19 protein-coding genes are annotated in these 20,740 nt (G+C 36.5%); 12 read left to right on the top strand and 7 right to left on the bottom strand.

All coding sequences use genetic code 11. The features are described from left to right. Positions 1-72: 72 nt before the first annotated feature. From QV04_RS00305 to rluD, 3 genes are read right to left on the bottom strand one after another with little or no spacing between them, the layout of a single operon-like run. Positions 73-2,100 (bottom strand): LTA synthase family protein, encoded by a 2,028-nt coding sequence (locus QV04_RS00305; RefSeq protein WP_065230505.1) that lies wholly within the window; start codon positions 2,098-2,100, stop codon positions 73-75. Between the two features lie 22 nt (positions 2,101-2,122). Next, a complete protein-coding gene (gene pgeF / locus QV04_RS00300; protein WP_065230504.1) occupies positions 2,123-2,869 on the bottom strand; it encodes a peptidoglycan editing factor PgeF in 747 nt (248 codons plus the stop codon). After that, positions 2,869-3,843, bottom strand: a complete 975-nt coding sequence (gene rluD / locus QV04_RS00295) for a 23S rRNA pseudouridine(1911/1915/1917) synthase RluD (RefSeq protein ID WP_065230503.1) — start codon at positions 3,841-3,843, stop codon at positions 2,869-2,871. The genes pgeF and rluD overlap by 1 nt, the downstream gene beginning before the upstream one ends. A gap of 181 nt (positions 3,844-4,024) precedes the next feature. Between rluD and QV04_RS00290 the strand changes: the two genes are divergently transcribed. After that, positions 4,025-4,822 carry an outer membrane protein assembly factor BamD gene (locus QV04_RS00290; RefSeq protein ID WP_065230558.1) on the top strand — a complete coding sequence of 266 codons (798 nt, stop codon included), beginning with the start codon at positions 4,025-4,027 and terminating at the stop codon, positions 4,820-4,822. A 41-nt stretch (positions 4,823-4,863) separates the two neighbouring features. On the opposite strand, the gene QV04_RS00285 is transcribed toward QV04_RS00290, so the two are convergent. The 3 genes from QV04_RS00285 to QV04_RS00275 form a co-directional block, all read right to left on the bottom strand. Beyond that, on the bottom strand, positions 4,864-6,357 hold the full coding sequence (locus QV04_RS00285) for a peptide ABC transporter substrate-binding protein (RefSeq protein WP_065230502.1): 1,494 nt from the start codon (positions 6,355-6,357) through the stop codon (positions 4,864-4,866). Further along, a complete protein-coding gene (locus QV04_RS00280; protein WP_065230557.1) occupies positions 6,357-7,004 on the bottom strand; it encodes a YchE family NAAT transporter in 648 nt (215 codons plus the stop codon). The genes QV04_RS00285 and QV04_RS00280 overlap by 1 nt, the downstream gene beginning before the upstream one ends. Positions 7,005-7,065: 61 nt before the next feature. Further along, positions 7,066-7,419: a RidA family protein gene (locus tag QV04_RS00275; protein WP_065230501.1), complete on the bottom strand. Its 354-nt coding sequence runs from the start codon at positions 7,417-7,419 to the stop codon at positions 7,066-7,068. 182 nt (positions 7,420-7,601) lie between these two features. On the opposite strand from QV04_RS00275, the gene QV04_RS00270 reads away from it, so the two are divergent. The 11 genes from QV04_RS00270 to QV04_RS00225 all read left to right on the top strand — a co-directional run bounded on the left by QV04_RS00270 (position 7,602) and on the right by QV04_RS00225 (position 19,697). Continuing rightward, positions 7,602-8,315: a YwiC-like family protein gene (locus QV04_RS00270; protein ID WP_065230500.1), complete on the top strand. Its 714-nt coding sequence runs from the start codon at positions 7,602-7,604 to the stop codon at positions 8,313-8,315. Positions 8,316-8,399: 84 nt separating this feature from the next. Then, positions 8,400-10,310 (top strand): DNA topoisomerase IV subunit B, encoded by a 1,911-nt coding sequence (gene parE, locus QV04_RS00265; RefSeq protein WP_065230499.1) that lies wholly within the window; start codon positions 8,400-8,402, stop codon positions 10,308-10,310. Positions 10,311-10,325: 15 nt separating this feature from the next. Beyond that, positions 10,326-12,599 carry a DNA topoisomerase IV subunit A gene (gene parC, locus QV04_RS00260; protein ID WP_197494770.1) on the top strand — a complete coding sequence of 758 codons (2,274 nt, stop codon included), beginning with the start codon at positions 10,326-10,328 and terminating at the stop codon, positions 12,597-12,599. A 127-nt stretch (positions 12,600-12,726) separates the two neighbouring features. After that, complete coding sequence (gene rpsO / locus QV04_RS00255) at positions 12,727-12,996, top strand: 30S ribosomal protein S15 (protein WP_021461325.1); 270 nt, start codon at positions 12,727-12,729, stop codon at positions 12,994-12,996. Between the two features lie 425 nt (positions 12,997-13,421). Beyond that, a complete protein-coding gene (locus tag QV04_RS11720) occupies positions 13,422-13,700 on the top strand; it encodes a hypothetical protein (RefSeq protein ID WP_231924135.1) in 279 nt (92 codons plus the stop codon). A gap of 135 nt (positions 13,701-13,835) precedes the next feature. Beyond that, a complete protein-coding gene (locus QV04_RS11715; protein ID WP_231924134.1) occupies positions 13,836-14,351 on the top strand; it encodes a COX aromatic rich motif-containing protein in 516 nt (171 codons plus the stop codon). 25 nt (positions 14,352-14,376) lie between these two features. Continuing rightward, the gene (gene cyoB, locus QV04_RS00245; protein ID WP_065230497.1) at positions 14,377-16,359 is read left to right on the top strand and encodes a cytochrome o ubiquinol oxidase subunit I; all 1,983 of its coding nucleotides are present in this window, start codon (positions 14,377-14,379) and stop codon (positions 16,357-16,359) included. Then, a complete protein-coding gene (locus tag QV04_RS00240) occupies positions 16,359-16,967 on the top strand; it encodes a cytochrome o ubiquinol oxidase subunit III (protein WP_065230496.1) in 609 nt (202 codons plus the stop codon). Before cyoB ends, QV04_RS00240 begins: the two co-directional genes overlap by 1 nt. Further along, a complete protein-coding gene (gene cyoD, locus QV04_RS00235; RefSeq protein ID WP_039174010.1) occupies positions 16,964-17,296 on the top strand; it encodes a cytochrome o ubiquinol oxidase subunit IV in 333 nt (110 codons plus the stop codon). Before QV04_RS00240 ends, cyoD begins: the two co-directional genes overlap by 4 nt. Positions 17,297-17,307: 11 nt before the next feature. Beyond that, positions 17,308-18,195, top strand: a complete 888-nt coding sequence (gene cyoE / locus QV04_RS00230) for a heme o synthase (protein ID WP_065230495.1) — start codon at positions 17,308-17,310, stop codon at positions 18,193-18,195. Between the two features lie 119 nt (positions 18,196-18,314). Beyond that, positions 18,315-19,697 (top strand): MFS transporter, encoded by a 1,383-nt coding sequence (locus QV04_RS00225; protein WP_065230494.1) that lies wholly within the window; start codon positions 18,315-18,317, stop codon positions 19,695-19,697. A gap of 439 nt (positions 19,698-20,136) precedes the next feature. Here QV04_RS00225 and QV04_RS00220 read toward each other — a convergent pair whose 3' ends face one another. Beyond that, on the bottom strand, positions 20,137-20,427 hold the full coding sequence (locus tag QV04_RS00220) for a DUF5339 domain-containing protein (protein WP_065230493.1): 291 nt from the start codon (positions 20,425-20,427) through the stop codon (positions 20,137-20,139). Positions 20,428-20,740 lie beyond the last annotated feature (313 nt).

The raw sequence follows: 20,740 nt of genomic DNA, 5'->3' as shown, positions 1-20,740 counted from the left end.
TTTTGAAGATATGCCTTAAAAATATAAGTAAAAACCTATGATAGCTCGTAGGTTTGTTATTAATAAATAATGTTATTCTTTTATACCTTTAATTTGATAATTAATTTGCCAATATAACAAATCTAAGTAGGCTTTTATTCCTTGAGACTCCATTTCACTTATTTCAAGTTGATATTTAATTTCACCATTCTGTTTATTCCATTGATATTTAATAATGTTTTCAGAATGGAGATCATAAACTGCATCGGGAGTAATAAATACGGTTTCATTAAAAGCAAAATTGAATTTGTTATCTGATTTATTTGATAATAAATTTCTGCCAGCTAAATGCCAATATTCGCAATCAGATAGGCTTAATGAGAATAAAGTTGGCATAATATCTTTATGTGATCCTAGTCTATAAGGATTAAAGTCTATTGGTAAATTTTCTTTTATAGTTGATGGGATATGAATAAAAAATGGTACTGTTTTATCTAAAAACAGATCAAGCGGAAAACGATTTTCCATTGCACGCATATAATGATCACCTGTTGCGGCAATAATTGTTTTTTCTGCAATATTACTTTTTTCTATATTTTCAATAAATTCGCCTAATGCATTTGCTGCATATTGGAATGCCTGCAAAATATTTTTCTGTTCAGTTTTATCCTTAGCTAAAATCTTCCCAGTTAATATATCAGGATTGACCACAAAAGGATGATAATTGTCCGGTGCTTTGAAAGGTGGATGATTTGTCATTGTCAGAATATTAATAAAAAGTGGTTGACTACTTTCTTGCAATAATTTTTCTGCCAATTTAAAAGCATATTCATCAGCAACACCCCAATAGGAGAGAGTAGCTTTTGATTCGGGGAATGTATCTATAATTGAGTTTTGATCATAAAGTTCATCAATACCTTGCAGTGGCATATAGTTGGCTAAATTTCGCCACATAATATTTCCTGCAGTAATAAAAACTGTTTTATAACCTTTACTTTTATAAATAAAGAATGGTGTTTGTGCCAAACTTTTATTTTGTGCGATCGATTGGCTAATATTCTGAATTGGACTATAAAAATAAAGGGAAGATAATGATGGCGCTGTCCCGTTATAGTCAGAAGTAAAAAACTTAAAATAATAATCCTGCTGAAAATATTTTCGTAATTTCCCCAATAAATCATTAGTTTCAACGTTATCAAGTTGTAAAAAATTATGGCCAAAACTTTCCATTAAAGCCATAACAATATGTGGTGGATTCTGTTCTAGAAAAGTATCTTTTTCTGTTTTATCAACAAAAAATCGCTGAGGATTTTCGTATTTAAGGGATTGGCTAGTTGGAATAAATTTTGTGAATTGCTTGATTAGTTTTAAACCTTGCTCTTTGTCAACATTTGAAAATTGAATATCACGTTTTCGATCTTCAAAAGCCCATTTCATTGCAATAATACCATTTGGAACCATCTGATTAATAATACTTAATGCTGAAACTTGGGCGTGCATTTTTGCTAATGGATGAGTGAAAAAATACCCTCTAGCAGCATAAGCAAGATAGATAAAAATGATTAAGCTAAAAATAGTAGTAATGAATGTACTATAATTTTTTATTGCTAAGGGTTGTTGATTTAGAATACAAATAAAAACAAATGTAGGGAAAACAGCAGCTATAATGGTGAGGAATATTAGTTTAAGAATAGGATAATCTTCCCAAATATTATTTAAGACGGCTTTAGTATCATCTTCGACAATACCAAACATAAAAATATTGTAATAGCTTTTATAGGTTTTAAAGTAAAAATAGTTACCGATATTAATACCGGTAAAGAGTAATGAAATTAGAAAAATATAGAAACTGAAGAAGCTAATTGTCGCTTGATAAAGCGAAAATGCGATTAAAACTGAACCAATAATAAAAGGAACAGCAATAATTATTGCACTGATTTTGGCATCATAGCGATACCCCATTTTCCACATACGAGAGAATGAATGATGGTTTTTAGGATCTTGAAATAAGTCAGGCTCGACAAAACTTTTTACCATAGATTTTCTGATTAATGTAGTTTGAATAATATAATAGAAAAATAAAATTGTCAGAGCAAAGAGAAAGTTTAAATAAAAAGTCATTGATGAATCCCTAAAACGAGAGTTATTTATCTTCAAACCAAATTAATGTCGCCATTCTTCCTGTAATTTTATCGCGACGATAAGAATAAAATTTTTCTGGTTCGGAGTAGGTACAATACTCACCACCACTAATATTTTGGGGCAATATTCCCACTTGTTGTAAGCGGATTCTTGCTAACTGATAAATATCTGCAAAATATTTACCTTGATTTTGGGCATCAACCTTAAAAGCCTGTTTTGCTCTTTCATTGTCTAGACAAAAAGCATCAAAAACATCTTGTCCGACTTGAAATGCTTTAGCACTGATCGCCGGAGCAAGCCAGACTTTAATTTTGTCTTTTGGAGCGTTAAAACAGCACAAAGTATTTTCTAATATACCGTTGGCTAATCCCCGCCAACCAGCGTGTGCAGCGGCAACTTCTTTACCATTTTCTGCAGCAAAAATAACTGGTAAGCAATCCGCTGTCATAATTAAGCAGACTTGATTAGGTTGGTTGCTGTAACAGGCATCCGCCGTTTTATCTTCGCTGTTAAGAGGCAATCTCTTAACAAGATTGCTGTGTATTTGCGTGAAAAAAGTTGGTGATTGCGGCAATTGAAATTGTTCTACTAACAATTGTCGATTTTTAGCAACGATTTTTGCGGTATCGCCAACGTGATCGCCTAAATTCATACCGACATAAGCACCGTAGCTGTAACCTCCGGTGCGTAAAGTACTTAATGCGTGAATATTATTCGGCACTTGCCAATTTGGGTAAATAGCATTCATCAATAATCCAATTCATCTTTGTGTAGTTCATAATCTGTTTTTAGGGCATTGACTAATTCAACAAAGTCATCTGGTAAGGGGGCATACCATTCCATTAATTCCCGACTAATCGGATGTTCTAAGCGTAACATAATAGCGTGTAGTGCTTGACGTTGGAATTGTCGTAATACTTCTAATAAGGCTTCACTTGCACCTTTTGGCGGTTTAGGTCGCCCACCATAAGTTTGATCACCGAGTAACGGATGGGCTATATATGCCATATGTACACGAATTTGGTGCGTACGTCCGGTTTCAAGTCGTAATCTTAAGCGAGTGTAGTTGCGAAAACGTTCCATAATGCGATAGTGGGTTACTGCTGGTTTGCCTAATGGATGTACCGCCATATGTGTACGTTTGGTTGGATGGCGAGCCATTGGCTGATCAACTGTTCCGCCTTTAGTCATAATTCCGCTAGCAATGGCTTCGTATTCGCGAGTAATTTGCCGTTTTTGTAATGCACGAACCAGTTTGGTTTGTGCCTCTATTGTTTTGGCAACCACCATTAAACCGGTGGTGTCTTTGTCTAAACGATGTACAATCCCAGCACGCGGCACTTCCGCAATCGGCGGATAATGATATAAAAGAGCGTTTAATACGGTATTATCGGGGTTACCTGCCCCCGGATGGACAACGAGATCTTTGCTTTTATTAATTACAAGGATATGTTCATCTTCGTATACAATATTAAGCGGAATATTTTGTGGTGTAAAACGAGTATCTTCTTCTATTTCTGCCTGCATAATGATTTGTTCCGTGCCGAACACTTTTTCTTTAGGTACGGTAACAATCCTATTATCTACCTGCACTAAACCAGCTTCGATCCAAGTTTTGATGCGAGAACGAGAATATTCCGGAAACAATTCTGCTAAAGTTTGGTCTAAACGTTGACCTAATTGATGAGGTTGAACCTCTGCTGTTAGTTTTTTGTGTTCCATCGTGTTTTTAATTCCAGTAATATAAACATTTAATTATTTGCTGATACACTATACAATAACAGCAACCAATAGAGTTAAAGTCGTGATTTTACCTTAACTGTTCACGAGTTTATAGAGCGAATCAAGAATTGTGTAATTGTTGTGCAATTCACCTAATAAAAATTTAAGGATTTAGATGCATATGAAGAAGATAAAAGTAATTGTTGTGACCGCTTTATCCGCTTTGGTATTATCAGCTTGTTCCAATTCTTCTAAAGAGCAAGTGGAGCAGGCTCCAGTGAGTGAATTATATCAAAAAGCTCAAGAATATTTGCAGGATGAGAATTATCGTCAAGCAATTCGTTATCTTGAAGCTACGGATGATCGTTTTCCATATGGCGAATATGCACAACAGGCAGATTTAAATTTAATTTATGCCTATTACCGCAATGAAGATTATGTGAATACTTTGTCGACAGCGGAGCGTTATTTGCAAAAATATCCGCAAGGTCCTCATTTGGATTATGTGCTATATATTGCTGGTTTAACCAATATGGCGTTGGGGGATAATTTATTCCAGGACTTCTTTGGAGTAGAGCGTTCTTCACGAGAAACTAAGCCGAGAGAAGATGCTTATCATAATTTTGAAACCTTAGTTCGTTATTTCCCGAACAGTGAATATACTCCAGATGCAAAACAACGAATGAACTATATTCGTGAAAGTTTGGCAAAACATCAATATGAAATTGCGGAATTTTATCAGAAACGCGATGCTTATGTTGCTGTAGTGAACCGAATCCAAGATAACTTGCTTCGTTTGTATCCGGACACAAGCTATGCTTATAAAGCATTACCAATGTTACAACAAGCTTATGCAGCATTACATTTAGATAAACAGGCGCAAGAAATTGCGCAGGTTTTAGCAAACAACAAACAAAAACAATTTCCTGAATTAGACAAACCAGAAGCACGTCCGGACGTTAAACCACCGTTGAAGTAAACTTGTTATCAAGAGAAAATGCGATCAATGTGATCGCATTTTTATTGTACGGAACGATAGAGATCTTTGCTATAAAAAATTTGTGTTGGATTATTTAAGTCATAACCGGCAAGGTCGGCAGAGATTTTTATCGGTAAATAATAGTGATAGATTGGTAAAATAATGGCATCAGTTGTTAGCGTGTCAAGAACCTGCTGATAAATTTGTTGTCGTTTTTCATTTGATGTTTCTAACATTGCTTGTTCCAACCATTGATCCACTTTTTCGTTACGATAATGCATTAAATTATCCGGACTTTTAGAGTGAAAATTATTTAAAAATGCGGAAATATCATTGTAATCGGCACACCAACCACTGCGAATAAGTTGAAATTGCTGTTGACTATGCAACAAAGACCATTCTTGCTGGGTTTTCGCCTGAATACTTGCTCTGATTAAATCTGATTGAGAAAACTGACGCACTAAATTTTGTGCAATAGCAATATTTGTCGAGTTGTTATCAACGATTAAACTTAACTGTAATGGATGTTGAATAGTGATCCCTGCCTGTTGTAATAATTGTTCTGGTGGTGCTGAATTGAAATAGGCGCTTAATAACATTGATGAAGGTAATAAATTAGTACTGGCTTTACCGTTAATATTCACGCCATTAATTGCACTTTTACTGGAAATTAGGCTCACTAATGCTTGTCTTACTGCACTATTTTTTAAAGTGTGGTGATGAGGATTCAATTCATAATAATAGCTACATAATTTCGGTACGGTTTGTTGCGTATCATTATTGACATTTAAGTGTAGATCAATCTCTTTTGACTTAAGATTTGTCCTCCAGTATTCAACTTTTTGGAAAGAAACGTGCAATTTTTGCCAATAAAAGGGATTACGCGTTAATATTACTTTGTTTTCATCAATGTTATTTAAAGTATAAGCACCGTTATGTAGAGAGTTTTTTATTGGCAATAAGGAAATATGTGCCAACATTAAGGGAAAATTAGCATTTGCTTTATCCAGTTCAATTTGCAAATGGTGCTCATCTAAAGCAGTTACTCCCAATGTAGCAGGTTCAGCCTGTTTCTGTAGAATAGCTTTGGCATTTTTAGTTGCAATAAAAGCTAAATATTGTGCTGATGGTGAATTTTCTATAAATAAATTTTGCCAACTTTTCACAAAATCGGTAGCGGTAACGCTAGAGCCATCTGACCATTTAGCATCATTTCGTAAAGAAAATAGCCAAACTTTGTTATCTTTTGTTTGCCAAGATTGAGCAATAGCCGGAATAATATTGCCGTGAAGATCGTAACTTACCAACCCTTCATAAAGATCATAAATAATCGCACTATTTTGCAGATCTGTAACTTGTTGGGGATTGAGTTGAAAATGCGAAAACTCGCCTCCGCGGATAAGTGTTTGTCGAGATGGTGTTTTATTTTCTGTGATTGCAGTTGTTGTTTGTGAAGAGGGCTGTTGATCACAACTAGCTATTGCCAATAATGCACAAATAATAAAACTTTTTTTATTTAAAAACTTATGCCACATTAGTGTAATAATCCTGGAAACAAATTAGAAATTCCTGTAACACAGATCTCAATACCGAGCGCCATTAGAATTAATCCCATAATACGTGTGACCACATTGCTACCAGTTTTACCGAGATATTTCATAATCATTGGACCGGAGCGGAAAATGGCATAACACATTACCGAAAAAATTAAAATAGCCATCGCGAAACCGAGCCAATCTATCCAGCTGTTATAACGTGAAGCCCAGACAATAGTTGAACTGATAGCACCTGGTCCTGCGATTAACGGCATTGCAAGTGGAACAACAGCAATGCTTTCACTTTCAGAAAAATTGGTTGCCCGTTCTTCTTTATTTTGTTTTTCTTCCCCTAATTTACCGCTGATCATTGTCATTGCAATCGAAATAACGAGCAGACCACCGGCGATACGGAAGGAGTTAATAGAAATACTGAAAAAATTAAGCAATGCTTGACCAACAAACAGGCTGGTAAGTAAAACTACACCAATTGCGGTGGATGTAACTAACATTGTTTTTTGGCGTTCGGTTTCATATTGGTTACTCGTCATACTCATAAAAATAGGTAATGACCCTAATGGGTTAGTGACTGCAAATAATCCAATAAAAAACTGCATATAAATAGGGAAGTTTTCAATAAATGTCATAAGCATTAATAATTTCAGTATTGAATAAATTAGAAAGCGTTTATTATGGCATAAGAAGCTGTTATTTACACGCCGCAGTAATTACAATCTCTACTTTCCAGTTTGGATCGGCAAGTTTTGCTTCAACGGTAGATCGTGCAGGTGCTTTACCTGCAACGACCCATTGATCCCAAGCACGATTCATTTCAGCATAGTCATTTATATTAGCTAAGAAGATTTCTGCGCGTAAAATACGAGATTTATCTGAACCGCTTTTTTCCAATAAAATATCGATAAGTTGCAAAATTTGTTGAGTTTGCTCATAGGTGTTCAATGATGAGTCTTCTGCAACTTGTCCTGCTAAATAGACAATTCCAGCATAAATAGTGGCTTCTGATAGACGGTTATTAGAATCAATATGTTTAATTTCGCTCATAAAGCACTCCTTTAAGTTATAGCTGACGAATTATTTTAAGGGTAAAATGAGTTTCAATTAATAGAACAATCGATAAAGTGTTGCTCTATGAATTTTACACTGATTTGGAAGGGGAACTCCCCGAAAATGAGCCACATTCTACCGCCCTGCATAGCGATGTTTCAACTATTAAGGAGTTTTTGATGAAACCGTTAATTTCTAATCAACACGGAGCGATTGTGATGGCATTATTGCCTTTTTTATATGGAATGCTACTTTCTAAACCGATTTGGTTGCATTGGCTTCTTCTGCTTGCTTGGTTTTCACTCTATTTGATGACCTATCCGTTTCTGGCGTTATTTAAAGGCAGAAATTTGGCACTGTATCGCCGTTGGACCTTTATTTATGGAGGGGCGAGTTTGATGTTTGCTATTTTGCCTTTATGGTATAACCCTCGTATTCTTTGCTTTTTAGGTGCAATGCTACCATTTGTTTTAATCAATATTTACTATACAAGGCAGAAAAATGAGCGAGCATTATTGAATGATATTGCTGCTATTTTGATTTTTGCGATTGCTGGAATGGCGGCTTATTTCTTTTCGCAACAAAAATGGGATCAAAATATGATTTCAATTGCGTTCTATCCTACACTCTTTTTTGTTGGCACGACTTTATATGTGAAAAGCGTAATGCGAGAACGGAAAAATCCGTATTATTATTATCTTTCTTGTTTATTTCATATACTGTGTGTCGTTATTGGCTTGTTTGTTAATATTGGTGTTGTCTTGGCTTATCTGTTACCAATGATACGCGCAATTTTTTTACCAAAATACAAATTATCAGTAAAACAGATTGGTTTAATCGAGTTTGTTATTTCCCTCTATTTTTTGATCGTGCTTTATTTAGCAACGGCATAACTAAATACGGAAAGGTGATGCCTTTGTTCGCTATTAAAAAAATGCTAGAATTTGCGCTTTGTAATCAACAGCGACAGAAAAAAGATGAGTGAAAATATTTATAATGCGAATGATATAACTGTTCTGAAGGATCTTGAACCGGTGCAATTACGTCCCGGAATGTATACTGATACCACCCGTCCTAATCATCTTGGTCAAGAAGTTATTGATAATAGTGTTGATGAAGCTTTAGCTGGATATGCTACTAAAATTGAGGTTATTCTCTATCCGGATCAATCTTTAGAAGTGATTGATAATGGGAGAGGAATGCCGGTGGATATTCACCCTGTAGAAAAAATTTCTGGTATTGAGTTGATCTTAACTAAACTGCATGCTGGTGGAAAATTCTCGAATAAAAACTATCAGTTTGCTGGTGGTTTGCACGGTGTTGGGATCTCGGTTGTAAATGCTCTCTCTGCACGCGTTGATGTTTCTGTTAAACGTAATGGTGAAATTTATCATATCGCTTTTTCCGATGGTAAAAAAATAGAAGAATTGGAAGTCGTTGGCTCTTGCGGAAGACGTACAACCGGTACGACTGTAAGGTTTTGGCCGAATGCTAAATATTTTGATTCTGCAAAATTTTCTGTTTCACGTCTTCGTCATTTGTTACGTGCTAAAGCGGTGCTTTGTCCGGGATTGGAAATAAAATTTATTGATAAAGTTAATCAAACGGAAGAGCGCTGGTGTTATCAGGATGGTCTTTCTGATTATTTATTGGAAGCTGTAGATGGAGTAACCACTTTGCCAGAACAACCGTTTATCGGTGAATTTAAAAGTGATACCGAAGCTGTTAATTGGGCTTTATTCTGGTTACCTGAGGGAGGTAATATTATTGGCGAAAGTTATGTCAATTTGATTCCTACCCCATTAGGAGGGACACACGTTAATGGGTTGCGTCAAGGTTTGTTAGATGCGATGCGAGAATTTTGTGAGTTTCGTAATTTATTGCCACGCGGTGTCAAGTTAACGGCGGATGATATTTGGGAACGTTGTGCTTATATTTTGTCGTTAAAAATGCAGGATCCGCAATTTGCTGGACAGACAAAAGAGCGCTTATCTTCTCGTCAGAGTGCCGTATTTGTTAGCGGTGTAGTCAAGGATAGTTTTAGTTTATGGCTTAATCAACATATTCAACAAGCGGAGCAGTTGGCAGAAATGGCAATTGCTTCGGCACAACGTCGTTTACGTAGTGCGAAAAAAGTGGTGCGTAAAAAATTAGTGAGCGGTCCGGCATTACCCGGAAAATTGGCAGACTGTACCCAACAGGATTTGAATCGAACTGAGTTGTTTTTGGTGGAGGGTGATTCTGCCGGAGGTTCAGCAAAACAAGCCCGAGATCGTGAATATCAGGCGATTTTGCCATTACGTGGAAAAATTCTTAATACTTGGGAAGTGGCTGGTGATCAAGTGCTAGGTTCACAAGAAATTCACGATATTGCCGTGGCATTAGGAATTGATCCTGATACTGATGATTTATCTCAATTACGCTATGGGAAAGTGTGTATTCTAGCGGATGCGGATTCCGACGGTTTGCATATTGCTACCTTATTATGTGCATTGTTTTTGCGTCATTTCCCTAAATTAGTGGAAGAAGGGCACGTTTATGTTGCGATGCCACCATTATACCGTATTGATTTAGGTAAAGAGGTGCATTACGCCTTAGATGAAAATGAAAAAGAGGCAATTTTGGAACGTCTAAAATCCAGAAAGGGTAAAATTAATGTTCAGCGTTTTAAAGGATTAGGCGAAATGAATCCTTTGCAATTACGTGAAACGACGATGGATCCAAATACACGACGTTTGGTTCAGCTAGTTTATCAACCGAATCAAAGCAGTGATAACGAAATGGATCATACATTAGAAATGTTAGATATGCTTTTGGCGAAAAAACGTGCGGATGATCGTAAAAACTGGTTACAAGAAAAAGGCGATCACGCAGAGTTAAACGTTTAAGTTTGGTAAAGAGAGATGAGTACAATTAATTACGAAGGCGTTGAGCAGATGCCGATAGGGCATTTTACGGAGAATGCGTACCTCAATTATTCAATGTATGTGATTATGGATCGTGCATTGCCATTTATCGGCGATGGTTTAAAACCGGTGCAGCGTCGTATTATTTATGCGATGTCCGAATTAGGTTTGAATGCGAGTGCGAAGTATAAAAAATCGGCGCGTACGGTCGGGGATGTACTGGGTAAATTCCATCCGCACGGCGATAGCGCTTGTTATGAAGCAATGGTATTGATGGCTCAGCCGTTTTCTTATCGCTATCCGCTGGTTGATGGGCAAGGAAACTGGGGGGCACCGGATGACCCGAAATCTTTTGCGGCAATGCGTTATACCGAATCTCGTTTATCAAAAATTTCAGAATTATTGCTTTCGGAATTGGGGCAAGGAACGGTCGATTATCAGCCAAATTTTGACGGTACCCTTGATGAGCCACAATATTTGCCGGCAAGATTACCACATATTTTATTGAACGGTACTACCGGAATTGCTGTTGGAATGGCGACCGATATTCCTCCACATAATATTAATGAGATTGCTCAAGCATTAATTTTATTGTTGGATCATCCAGATGTCTCAATGGATGAATTATTAAATATTGTTAAAGCTCCAGATTTTCCAACAGAGGCAGAAATTATTACGCCTAAAGAGGATTTGCGAAAAATCTATTTAAATGGTAAAGGTTCGCTAAAAATGCGTGCAGTATGGAGCAAAGAGGACGGTGAAATTGTAATTACTGCACTGCCTTATCAGGCTTCAGGTGCTAAAATTATTGAGCAGATTGCAACACAGATGCGCAATAAGAAATTGCCAATGGTGGATGATGTTAAAGATGAATCGGATCACGAAAATCCAACCAGATTGGTGATTGTTCCACGTTCTAATCGAGTTGATGAAAATGAACTCATGGCGCATCTGTTTGCTACTACGGATTTAGAAAAAAGTTATCGTGTCAATATGAATATGATCGGTTTAGATCGTAAACCGGCAGTGAAAAATTTATATACGATTTTAACGGAATGGCTCAGTTTCCGTCGTCAAACGGTCACTCGTCGCTTGCAATATCGTTTGGATAAGGTTTTATCACGATTGCATATTTTAGAAGGGTTGTTAATTGCATTCTTAAATATTGATGAAGTTATTCATATTATTCGCAATGAAGATGAACCTAAACTGGAGTTAATGTCGAGATTTGCATTATCAGAAGCTCAGGCTGAAGCGATTTTGAATTTACGTTTGCGTCATTTGGCAAAATTGGAAGAAACTGAATTAAAAGCGGAACAACAACAATTAGAACAGGAACGTAAACAACTGGAAAAAATATTATCTTCAGATAAAAGTTTGAATCAATTAATCAAAAAAGAGATTGAGCAAGATGCAAAAACATATGCCAGCCCGAGATTATCGAAAATTGTTGAGCGCGAGGAGGCAAAAGCGATTTCTGAAAGCGCTTTAGTACCGGTAGAGCCAGTAACGGTGATTCTCTCTGAAATGGGATGGGTTCGTTGTGCCAAAGGACACGATATTGATCCAAAAAGTTTAAGTTATAAGGCGGGAGATAATTATTTGTCCCACGTTTGTGGTCGTTCTAATCAACAGGTTATTTTCCTTGATAGCACAGGACGGAGTTATAGTTTGGATCCCCTTTCTTTACCTTCTGCTCGTTCACAAGGAGAACCGATAACCGGTAAATTAACATTGCCGACAGGCGCAATGATAGAACAGCTATTGATGCCGAAAGCAGAACAAGCACTATTAATGGCATCTGATGCCGGTTATGGTTTTGTCTGCAATACGGAAGATTTAATCACTCGTAATAAAGCAGGTAAAGCGGCGATTTCATTACCTGAAAATGCAAAAGTGTTGCCTCCTGTAGTGATTGAAAACAAATCGGTTTTATTGGTGGCAATTACTTCAGCGAACAAAATGTTACTCTTCCCACTCAGTGAATTGCCGGAGTTATCAAAAGGAAAAGGAAATAAAATTATCAATATTCCTGCTGCGAAAGCAAAAGCAAGAGAGGAGTTGTTGGTGAGATTATTTGTAATTGAAGAGGGCAGTTCTTTGATATTCCGTTCCGGTAAGCGTAAAGTGACTTTGGATGCGAAAGAAATCAGACATTATTACGGTGAACGTGGTCGTAAAGGCACTCCATTACCACGCGGTATACAGAATAGTGCGGAAATAGAGATTATTCCACCGGAAAAACCGGAAGAATTTGTATTAACAAATTAAGCACAGAAATATGAAGGTAAATATTTGCTATTGCAATAGTAAAAAGGTAGAATATGCGACTCTTATCGTGGCTGGATTAGAGATCGGCTACGATGTGTTTTAATTTAACTTTATTAGGAGTTTATTTATGTCTCTAAGTACTGAAGCAAAAGCGAAAATCGTCGCCGAATACGGTCGTGATGCAAAAGATACTGGTTCGCCAGAAGTTCAGATTGCATTATTAACTGCACAAATTAACCATTTGCAAGAACATTTCTCAGTTCACAAAAAAGATCACCATGGTCGTCGTGGTTTACTAGGGATGGTTTCTCGTCGTCGTAAATTGTTAGATTATTTAAGACGTTCTAACTTAGACAGTTATACTAAATTAATCGCAAGTTTAGGTTTACGTCGATAATTTTTTTACGTTTTTGTATAGCTCGAAAACACCTGTTTTCGAGCTTTTTTGTTTTTATCAATTATACATTTTGTCAACCTCTTTGCACATAATGTGTGCGGATGAGTATAACTATATGTATTCTTAGTATTTACTATCAATTGTACAGCTGTACAAATCCTTAAATCTCTTCTACCTCCTCGTTTATCAAACTATGTTAAATTAATATGTATAAAATTAAAAAATACATTTAAATTATAAAAATTAATAAAAAAGATGACAAAAATATTAATGAAATGTTGATATATTGCTCCATTTTTATATCATCCTAAGAAGCAGAGTCATGATTACATATGTAAAAGTGCTGTTATTTTATCTGCCAGCATAAACATTTTGTGCTTCATTCTCTAAAACTTTAGTTTGTTTCTGTATTGAGGTTATTTTTTATGAAACTGAGTAGTAAACAGACCAAATGGAGCTTGGTACTTATCTGTGCCACTTTTTTATTAAGTGGTTGTGAGAATGCTGTATTGCTCAATCCTAAAGGTCAAATCGGGATGGCGGAGCGTGATCTCATCCTGATTGCAACCGGTTTAATGTTGCTTGTCGTGATTCCGGTAATCATAATGGCAATCGTATTTGCCAGAAAATATCGGGAAAGCAATGTAAAAGAGAAATACTCTCCAAACTGGGCGCATTCCAATAAGATCGAAATGGTGGTTTGAGGAATTCCTGTCATCATTATCCTTATTTTAGGAACCATCACTTGGAAAACCACCCATTCACTTGATCCATACCGCCCATTAGAACATGAGAATAAACCAATCACTATTCAAGTCGTTTCTCTAGATTGGAAATGGTTGTTTATTTATCCTGAGCAAGGCATTGCGACGGTGAATGAAATTGCCTTCCCACAAAATACCCCTATAGAATTCAAAATCACTTCAGATACTGTGATGAATTCTTTCTTCATTCCACAATTGGGTAGCCAAGTTTATGCGATGGCTGGTATGCAGACTAAACTACATTTGATCGCTGATGAACCCGGTACTTATAAAGGTATTTCTGCGAGTTATAGTGGTTCAGGATTTTCGGGTATGAAATTCAACGCGATTGCTACTCCGGATGAAGCCTCTTTTGCAGATTGGGTCGCTAAAGTGAAACAGTCACCAGATTCTTTGAACACTATGGATGCATATAATCAAGTCGCTATCCCGAGTAAATATGATAAGCCGAAATATTTCTCCAGTGTAGTTCCGAATCTCTTTTATGACATTATGGCAAAATTTGGTAGTCCGCATATGCATAAGCTGGATATGCAAGGGCATAGCACACATATTTCACATAATGAGTCATCAGTCGCAATTACTGAATAGTTAAATAAGCATCGAAGGAATAACTATGTTAGGAAAATTATCATTAGACGCGATACCGTTTCATGAACCTATTGTGATGGTAACGGTTAGCGGTATTATTTTGGGCGGTATTGCTGTCATTATCGCTTTAACTTATTTTAAATTGTGGGGGCCGTTATGGCGTGACTGGATTACGACTGTTGACCATAAACGTATTGGTATTATGTATATCTTTTTAGCTATCATTATGTTAATACGTGGTTTTGCCGATGCAATTATGATGCGTAGTCAGCAGTTTTTAGCATCAGGGGGCTACGCAGGCTTTTTGCCACCGGAACACTATGACCAAATCTTTACGGCTCACGGTGTTATTATGATTTTCTTCGTAGCTATGCCGTTTGTGATCGGTTTAATGAATATTGTTATTCCATTGCAAATTGGTGCTCGCGACGTTGCATATCCGTTTTTAAACAATTTAGGCTTTTGGTTTACCGCTGTTAGTGTGGTTTTGATTAACCTCTCTTTGGGGATTGGTGAGTTCGCTAAAACCGGTTGGTTGGCTTATCCGCCATTGTCGGAATTGCAATATAGTCCTGATGTGGGCGTCGATTATTGGATTTGGACGTTACAGATATCGGGTATAGGAACGACATTAAGTGCGATTAACTTTATTGCCACTATCCTCAAAATGCGTGCACCGGGGATGAGCTTGATGAAAATGCCAATTTTCTGTTGGGCTTCTTTCTGTTCTAACGTGTTGATTTTAACTTCATTCCCGATTTTAACCGCAAGCGTTGCTTTACTTACATTAGATCGTTATTTGGGTACCCATTTCTTCACCAATGATTTGGGTGGCAATATGATGATGTATATCAACTTAATCTGGGCGTGGGGCCATCCGGAAGTATATATTCTGGTGTTACCTATGTTTGGGGTTTATGCGGAAGTTACAGCTACTTTCTCTCGTAAGAAAATGTTTGGTTATACCTCAATGGTGTGGGCGACAGTATGTATTACTATCTTGTCTTTCATCGTTTGGTTACACCATTTCTTTACTATGGGATCAGGCGCAAATGTTAATGCTTTCTTTGGTATAGCAACAATGATTATTTCCATTCCAACAGGGGTGAAAATTTTCAATTGGCTGTTCACGATGTATCAAGGGCGTATCAAACTTAGTGTACCGATGTTATGGACTATTGGTTTTATTGTGACCTTTGCTATTGGTGGAATGACAGGTGTGCTATTGGCAGTACCGGCTGCTGACTTTGTGTTACACGGCAGCGTATTCTTAATTGCTCACTTTCATAACACTATTATTGGTGGTGTGGTGTTCGGGCTCTTTGCTGGATTGAACTACTGGTTCCCTAAAGCATTCGGTTTTACTTTAAACGAAAAATGGGGTAAACGTGCATTTTGGTGTTGGCAAATCGGTTTCATTGTTGCGTTTTTACCGCTATATGCATTAGGTTTTATGGGAATGACTCGCCGATTAAGCCAACAAATTGATCCTGAATATCATACATTACTCGGCGTAGCAGCACTTGGTGCAGTGATTATTGCTTTGGGTATTGCTTGTCAGTTTATTCAACTTGGTGTATCTATCCGTGATCGAAATAAAAACAGAGATACCACCGGCGACCCTTGGGGTGGACGTACTCTTGAATGGGAAACTTCTTCACCACCACCTTTCTATAATTTTGCGGTGACTCCTAGAGTAGAAGAGCGTGATGCTTTTTGGGATAACAAAGAAAAAGGTGTGGCTTATGCTAAACCAACAACTTATGCCCCTATTCATATGCCGAAAAATACCGCTGCGGGTGTCATCATTGCTGTATTTACTATGATTTTCGGTTTCGCAATGATATGGCATATCTGGTGGTTAGCAATCGTGAGTTTCGTCGGTATGGTTGTTACTTGGATTGCTAAAAGTTTCGATCAAGATGTGGATTATTATGTTCCTGTCGATCAAATTGAAACGATTGAAAATAAACACTTTAAAGAATTATCTCAAGCAGGGCTGCAATAATGTCAACAAATACTGTAATACATAACGGTGTCCATCAAGGACACCACGATACTGGGCCGATTAAAGTTTTCGGGTTTTGGATTTATTTAATGAGCGACTTGATTCTCTTTTCTTGTCTGTTCGCAACCTATATCGTGTTGTTACCAGGTACAGCAGGGGCACCGAGCGGCAAAGATATTTTTGAGTTACCTTATGTATTAGTGGAAACCTTCCTATTGTTATTCAGTTCCATTACTTATGGGTTTGCTGTTTTAGCAATGAATCGCAATAATGTTAGGCAGGTTTTATTATGGTTAGTAGTAACTTTCCTATTTGGTGCTGCTTTCGTTGGTATGGAAATCAATGAGTTCCACCATTTAATTGCACAAGGTGTAGGGCCTGATCGTAGTGGTTTCCTTTCCGGATTCTTTACCTTGGTCGGTACACACGGTTTACATGTTACTGCCGGATTGATTTGGATGGTGGTGATGATGATTCAGGTGGTTACACGCGGTTTATCTGCGGTTAACCGTACTCGTCTAATGTGTTTAAGTTTATTCTGGCACTTCCTTGACATTGTTTGGATTTGTGTCTTTTCCGTTGTTTATTTAATGGGGGTCTTGCTATGAGTTACGATAACCACGATTATGCCACTACTGAACACGGTAGTGTTAAAAGCTATCTTATTGGTTTTGGTTTATCTGTTATTTTGACATTAATTCCATTCCTGATGGTGATGAATGGCAGTGCATCCAAAATATCATTATTGGTAATTATTGCTGTCACTGCTGTGATACAGCTAATTGTTCAGCTTGTCTGTTTCTTGCATATGGGAACTTCTGAAGATGGACGCTGGAATCTCATATCATTTATTTTTACCGCAATTGTGATTCTATTATTGGTGGCATTATCCATCTGGATTATGTGGAGTTTGAATGCCAATATGATGGCAGGCTAATAGGGTTTACTATGATTAAATCTTACCTACAAGTTACCAAACCGGGAATTATCATCGGCAATCTTATTTCGGTTGTCGGTGGGTTTCTGTTAGCGGCCAAAGGGCATATGGATCATACGCTGTTTTCTTATACGATTCTTGGTGTGTCATTAGTAGTCGCATCAGGTTGTGCATTTAATAATCTGATTGATCGTGATATTGATCGCAAAATGGAACGTACTAAAAATCGTGTATTAGTTAAAGGTTTAGTATCAGTACATACTACGTTTACCTTAGCCATAGTATTAGGCGTTTTAGGATTTGCTATCCTTTATTTTGGCGCCAATCCTCTAGCTATGTGGCTGGCTGTTATGGGTTTTGTGGTATATGTGTTTGTGTATAGCCTTTATATGAAGCGCCATTCTGTTTATGGTACGCTCATAGGTAGTTTGTCTGGTGCCGCTCCACCTGTTATTGGTTATTGTGCTGTAAGTAATGAATTTGATACGGGTGCATTGATTTTATTAGCTATTTTTAGTTTGTGGCAAATGCCACATTCTTATGCTATTGCGATTTTCCGTTTCAAGGACTATCAAGCAGCCAATATTCCTGTGTTGCCAGTGGTAAAAGGTATTGCTGTTGCTAAGCATCATATTTTGCTGTATATCATAGCCTTTATGTTTGCTGCACTTATGTTATCAATAGGTGGTTATGCCGGTTATAAATACCTTGTGGTAGCCACTGCTGTAAGTGTGTGGTGGTTATGTATGGCATTATCGGGTTATAAATCAGAGAATAATGATTATGTTTGGGCAAGAAAATTGTTTGTCTTTTCTATCATTGCTATTTGTACCCTAAATATTATGATGTCTATTGATTTTATGGTTCCGGCACATTCAATTGTTAGTTTGACCAATTAATTGTTTGATAAACTTACTCAGCATCATATAAAAAATCTGTCCTTTGGGCAGATTTTTTATATTTTCCTAATTTTGTTAAAAATAGTATGAATAAAACAGTGCTTAATAATGATAATTGTATGACCGTTGAAGAGCGTAAAGCTACTTGGGGACTTGGTACAATTTTTTCCTTACGTATGTTTGGAATGTTTATGGTATTACCAGTATTAACTACTTATGGAATGCATTTGCAGGGAGCGAATCAGATTCTTATCGGTATAGCTATTGGTATATATGGTTTTATGCAAGCGATCTTTCAAATCCCTTTTGGTTTATGGTCTGATAAGATAGAACGTAAAACTTTAATTATTTTAGGGTTATCCATTTTTGTGATTGGTAGCATCATTGCTGCTTTGTCTAGCTCAATTTGGGGAGTGATTATTGGGCGAGCCTTACAAGGTAGTGGTGCAATTTCTGCGGCGGTAATGGCATTATTATCCGATTTGACACGTGAACAGATTCGTACTAAAGCAATGGCATTTATAGGTGTATCTTTTGGTATTACTTTTGCGGTTGCTATGGTGACAGGACCTATCATTACCTACCAGATTGGTTTACAAGGGTTATTTTGGTTTATAGCGGTATTGGCTACAGGCGGGATTTTCTTAACCATAACAGTGATTCCAAAAAGTCAATATCACATACGTAACAGTGAATCGGCAGTGATTAAAGGTTGTTTGAAAGAGGTATTAAAACAACCACAGATAATGAAACTTAACATTGGTATTTTCTGTATGCATTGTTTGTTGATGACAACTTTTATTGCTTTACCTCTTTGTTTTGAGCAGACCGGTTTTCCAGCTTATCGTCATTGGCAGATTTATCTTGTCACAATGTTGATTGCTTTTGTAAGTGTAGTTCCGGGGATTATTATTGCTGAAACTAAACGCAAAATGAAGGTTGTTTTCTTGCTCTGTATTATGATCTTGATTGCTGCTGAAGCAACTTTATGGTGTGCAGATAATCAGTTGTGGGTGCTTATTCTTGGAACTTTATTGTTTTTTATCGGCTTTAATCTTATGGAAGCATTGCTTCCTTCCCTTATTAGTAAAGAAGCACCTGCAGGAAGCAAAGGCACAGCGTTAGGAATTTATTCGACATTCCAGTTTTTTGGTGCTGCCGCCGGAGGAAGTATCGGCGGCTGGATTGTTGGGCATTTTGGCACAGAGGTATTGTTTCTAACAGCAATGCTGTTGGCGGTCTTATGGCTCGCGCTTGCTTTTACGATGAATGAGCCCCCATATTTGGCTAATTTGCGTATTCGGCTTACTGGACTTACTGAACTTACTGAATGTCGTAATAATGATGTATGGAAAGATTTTTTCTTACGACAAACCGGGGTTTATGAAGCTATTATCATTCCTGAAGATCAATGTGCTTATATTAAAATTGATAGTACGATGACAACTCGCCAAGTTTTGGAGGCAGCAGTCGCAAAACAAGAAAAAACAGATTTATGCTAGCTGTGGATTGTTTTATTAACAATGTCTGAAAACACACGGTTTATGGCTAATACCATTTAATTTGGAAGAGTGACTCTCTTTCAACTCTTTAACTTATAAGAAGTATTTCAGATATTTTCTGTGAGTTAAAACATAAATTAACATTTAAAAGGAATCGGATGAAAAAGTGGCTTGAAGTCTTATAGCATTAGCCTTTGAGTCGCTTTTGAGCAACAACTCGGTTGATTATGACTAAAAAATTGGTAGTAACTATAAAAAATAGCTACTACCAAATTTTCTGTTTATTAAGCACTGTACAAACAATAAAAATAATACGATCAAAATATAAATAATTTTAGCAACTAAATATTATTAAACTTGTTTTTCTGCTAAAAACTTATTTGTTCTATTTTTTTAAAGAAAAAGATTCTATTGGCTATAATAGAATCTTTTTGATTAATTATTCTTCTTTCCCTTTCATATTATTTAATGCAAGTAATCCTTTATCACAACTTTTAATTTGGTGTTCAACGCTCATTTGTAAGATTTTTTGTTTGCTTTCGGATAGTTTGTTTTTGATGTTTGCAATCTGTAGATGAGTTCCGGGTTGTTTTTCTGCTTCTGAAATGAGTTCTTCTGTCTGTTGGAATAATTGTTGACATTGGCTAGGGATTTGAGGGTTTTTGTTTGCAAAACTATTAGAAGTTAAAGCACAAAAAAACAGCGCTACTAAGAAACTAAATTTAAACATATACTGACCGTAAGATTTTAAAAAATCCGTTGAAAAAATGTGCAATAAAAATAACAAAAAAAGAAGGTATTGTCTATAAAAAATGACTTCATCAAAGGAATAAAAAGTTGTTTTTGTCGGTAAATCAAAAAATAAGTTTTTAATAAAATGTTACAAAAAATATAAAAATTGATATGTATCAAATAATATTCTGTTATTGAAATTTATTTTTTTGATTTTAATACGATTTTGTGATCAATCTAAAACTTTTTGAGTTTCCTCTACCCTATTTTTAGGAGTAAAATAAAAGATGAATTAAATGGTTAGAGTAATC

The organism is Gallibacterium genomosp. 1 (assembly GCF_001678575.1).
GTDB lineage: Bacteria > Pseudomonadota > Gammaproteobacteria > Enterobacterales > Pasteurellaceae > Gallibacterium.
This window is presented reverse-complemented; position numbering and strand designations above follow the sequence as displayed.